Origin of the sequence: Mesorhizobium sp. M7A.F.Ca.US.005.03.2.1, assembly GCF_003997795.1 — a bacterium.
GTDB classification, from domain to species: domain Bacteria; phylum Pseudomonadota; class Alphaproteobacteria; order Rhizobiales; family Rhizobiaceae; genus Mesorhizobium; species Mesorhizobium ciceri.
The window spans coordinates 1-3,051 of the sequence record NZ_RZRP01000757.1 but is presented as its reverse complement, the minus strand read 5'-3'; the positions used below and the strand labels follow the sequence as shown (position 1 = coordinate 3,051).

Sequence of the window (3,051 nt, the reverse complement as noted above, 5' to 3'; positions counted from 1 at the left end):
CCGCAACTCCAGCCGATGACCGGTGTGCCGCAGGCCATTGCCTCGATGGCGGCAAGGCCGAACGGCTCCGGCCAGTCGATCGGGAACAGCAGGCCGGCCGCCTTGCCGAGAAATTCCGCCTTCTGATTTTCCTCGATCTCACCGACATAGACAACGCGATCGCCATCGATCAAAGGCTCGACCACCTCACGGAAATAGGCGCGATCGTCGTCGCCGATCTTTGCCGCGAGCTTGAGCTTGAGCCCCGAACGCAAGGCGATCTCGATGGCGCGATCCGGGCGCTTGTCGCGTGAGAACCGGCCGAGGAAGGCAAGGTAGGGTTCTTCGGCGGCCGTCTCGAACGTCGGCTCGTAGAGAGCAGTCGGCAATCCGTGATGGATCGTCGCCAACCAGTTGGCGTTGGCAAGGCCCGCCTTCTGGCTGTGCGAAATGGAAATCAGGGGAAAGCGCGGGAACCGTTCATAGGCCGGCGCCAGGTCGACATAATCCAGCCTGCCATGCGGCGTCGTCACCGTCCGCTCCGCAATATCCTCAAAGAAGGAAAAATGCAGGAAGTGGCTGAGGTGGAAGTGGATGACATCGAACTCCGACGCCCGTTCCCTCACCTGCGCAAGCATCGAAAGATGCGCCGCGATCTCGGATTTGAGCGGACGCGGATCGAGGCGCAACGCGCGTTCCCGGCTGGGTACCAGCTTCGCGGAGGTCTGGCTGTCGCCACTGGCAAACAGCGTCACCTCATGACCCAGATCGACCAGCGCTTCGGTCAGATACGAGACGATGCGCTCGGTGCCGCCATAGAGCCTTGGCGGCACCGATTCATAAAGCGGCGCGACATGGGCGATTTTCATATTTCATCCTGGATGCTGGGCATGCATGTGTGAAATGCGTCAACGGCTCGATTGGTTCCGATTTTATGGTTGAGCCGTCGGCACCAGAGGCCGCAGTCGGCATGGAACTGTGCGTCAAACGGATTGCGCGATCAGGGTCAGAAAGCCACCGCTCAGGGCAACATTCCCGACGAAGCCATTGATGCGGGACGCACGGTCCGGACCCTGATGGTCCCAGAAATTGTGGAACATCGGCGTGGCGACGATGAGGAACAGCAGCAGCACCGTGGCCGCGAGTGCCGTCCACAATCCTGCGATGACCAGCACACCGGCGGCGACCTGAAGCACGATACCAGTCCACAGTGCCAACCGCGCCTGCGGCACACCGCGCGCGGCCATCAGCTGGGTCAGGAAGGCCGCGTTCTGGATGTTGCGCAGGCCGGCGAAAACGAAGGCGCCGCCGAGCAGCAAGCGAGCGAGAAACAACAAGGTCGAAGGCAAATCCGCAGGCATCAAACTCTCCCCTTTAAAGGTTTAAGGCAGTGGGAGCGCGCTCTCCACGGCGCTCCCAACATGATTGGACAATCAGGCGGCCTTGGCCGCCGGCATCGGATGTATGGCTTGGAACGGGATGCACAGCCGGTTCCAGGTGTTGATCATGCCGAGCGCAACGGACAGCTTGACCAGCTCCTCTTCTGAGAAATGCTCCAGCGTACGTGCATAAAGTTCGTCCGGCACGCCGTTGTTGGCGATCAGGGTGACGGCTTCGGTCCAGGCCAAAGCCGCGCGTTCACGCTCCGAGAACAGCGGCGATTCCTTCCAGGCTGAAACCAGATAGAGCCGCTGCTCGGTCTCGCCGTCGCGCCTGGCCTCGCGGCTGTGCATCTCGACGCAGAACGAGCAGCCATTGATCTGCGAAGCCCTGAGCTTGATCAGGTGCAGCAGGCTCACCTCGAGCCCGCATTCGTCCACCGCCTTGTTGAGCGCCGACACCGCCTTCATGATCTCCGGCGCCTTGGCGAAAAATTGCAGCCTCTGTTTCATCGTCTCGTCCTTTCACGTCTGCTTGGGTTTTGAGGTTTTGGGGTTAACTGGATTTCTGCGGCCGCTGGTGGCGCTCGACAAAGGCGCAGCTCGCAGCAAGCGACCTGGGATCGCCTTCTGCCGCATAGGTGGCCACGATATCGGACAGCTTGGTCTCGGCGAGCGCGGCGCGATAGGCGCGTTCGGCCTTCAGCATCGCGGCGTTGATGCCGCAGGGTTTCACATAGGCCAACGCATCGAGCTTCACCGGACCGCGCTGGCGGATCTCGCCGCAGCGGAAGGCCGGCTCGCGGCCCTCGACGGCCAGCACGATGTCGAGCAGCGTGATGCGCTCGGCTGGCCGCGCCAGCCGATAGCCACCGGCAGGCCCGGGCACCGATTCCAGGACGCGCGCCGCGCTCAGCATGTTGAGATGCTTGAGCAGATAGCTCGGCGAAAGGCCAAAGGCCTCGGCGAGAGCGGCGCCCGGCATGGTGCTATTGCCTTCCACACTGGCCAGCGTGGCGGCGCAATGGATGGCTGCTTCAACACCCTCGCCCAGCTTCATCGAACAGGTTCCTTATTCATGGATACATACTATCGTGGATAATTCCTATCTGCAATAGGAAAATGAAAAACGGCGCTCGAAAGCGCCGTTTTTCTCTTGGGGGGGGTAGTTCCTACTCCGCAGCCACCTTGGCCATCGGGTTGTTCGGGTGCGTGGTCCAGTTGGCGTAGACCGGCGATACCGGCCTGCCGGTGCGCTGGTCCATCACACCGGCTGCCAGCGGCTCCATGGTAATGCAGTTCTCGACCGGGCAGACATTGACGCAGAGATTGCAGCCGACACACTCGGCCTCGATGACCTCGAAGTGCCTGACGCCGTCTACCATGCTGGTGATCGCCTGGTGCGAAGTGTCCTCGCAGGCGATGTGGCAGCGGCCGCACTTGATGCAGGCATCCTGGTCGATATGCGCCTTGGCGACGTAGTTCAGGTTGAGATACTGCCAATCGGTGACATTGGGCGTGGCGCGGCCGACGATGTCGTCGAGCGAGGCGTGCCCCTTCTCGTCCATCCAGTTTTCCAGGCCCGCGATCATCTCCTGCACGATCTTGAAGCCGTAGGTCATCGCCGCCGTGCAGACCTGCACATTGCCGGCGCCGAGCGCCATGAATTCGGCCGCGTCACGCCAGGTGGTGA

The 3,051-nt window shown here is 61.8% G+C and carries 5 protein-coding genes; all 5 read right to left on the bottom strand.

The features are described 5' to 3' along the window. On the bottom strand, positions 1 to 848 hold an 848-nt coding region (locus tag EN991_RS29720; RefSeq protein ID WP_164769463.1), incomplete at its 3' end, for a glycosyltransferase family 4 protein. A 114-nt stretch (positions 849 to 962) separates the two neighbouring features. After that, a complete protein-coding gene (locus tag EN991_RS29715) occupies positions 963 to 1,340 on the bottom strand; it encodes a DoxX family protein (protein ID WP_013530897.1) in 378 nt (125 codons plus the stop codon). 72 nt (positions 1,341 to 1,412) lie between these two features. Next, entirely contained in the window at positions 1,413 to 1,871 is a 459-nt protein-coding gene (locus EN991_RS29710) for a carboxymuconolactone decarboxylase family protein (RefSeq protein ID WP_024501510.1), read from the bottom strand. Between the two features lie 43 nt (positions 1,872 to 1,914). After that, positions 1,915 to 2,418, bottom strand: coding sequence for an Rrf2 family transcriptional regulator (locus EN991_RS29705; protein ID WP_027160676.1), 504 nt, complete (start codon positions 2,416 to 2,418; stop codon positions 1,915 to 1,917). A gap of 112 nt (positions 2,419 to 2,530) precedes the next feature. Continuing rightward, on the bottom strand, positions 2,531 to 3,051 hold a 521-nt coding region (locus EN991_RS29700), incomplete at its 5' end, for a 4Fe-4S dicluster-binding protein (RefSeq protein ID WP_127370084.1).

Coding starts and splice junctions, on each gene's coding strand:
- EN991_RS29715 (WP_013530897.1), bottom strand. CDS start 1,340: ATGCCTGCGGATTTGCCTTCGACCTTGTTGTTTCTCGCTCGCTTGCTG.
- EN991_RS29710 (WP_024501510.1), bottom strand. CDS start 1,871: ATGAAACAGAGGCTGCAATTTTTCGCCAAGGCGCCGGAGATCATGAAG.
- EN991_RS29705 (WP_027160676.1), bottom strand. CDS start 2,418: ATGAAGCTGGGCGAGGGTGTTGAAGCAGCCATCCATTGCGCCGCCACG.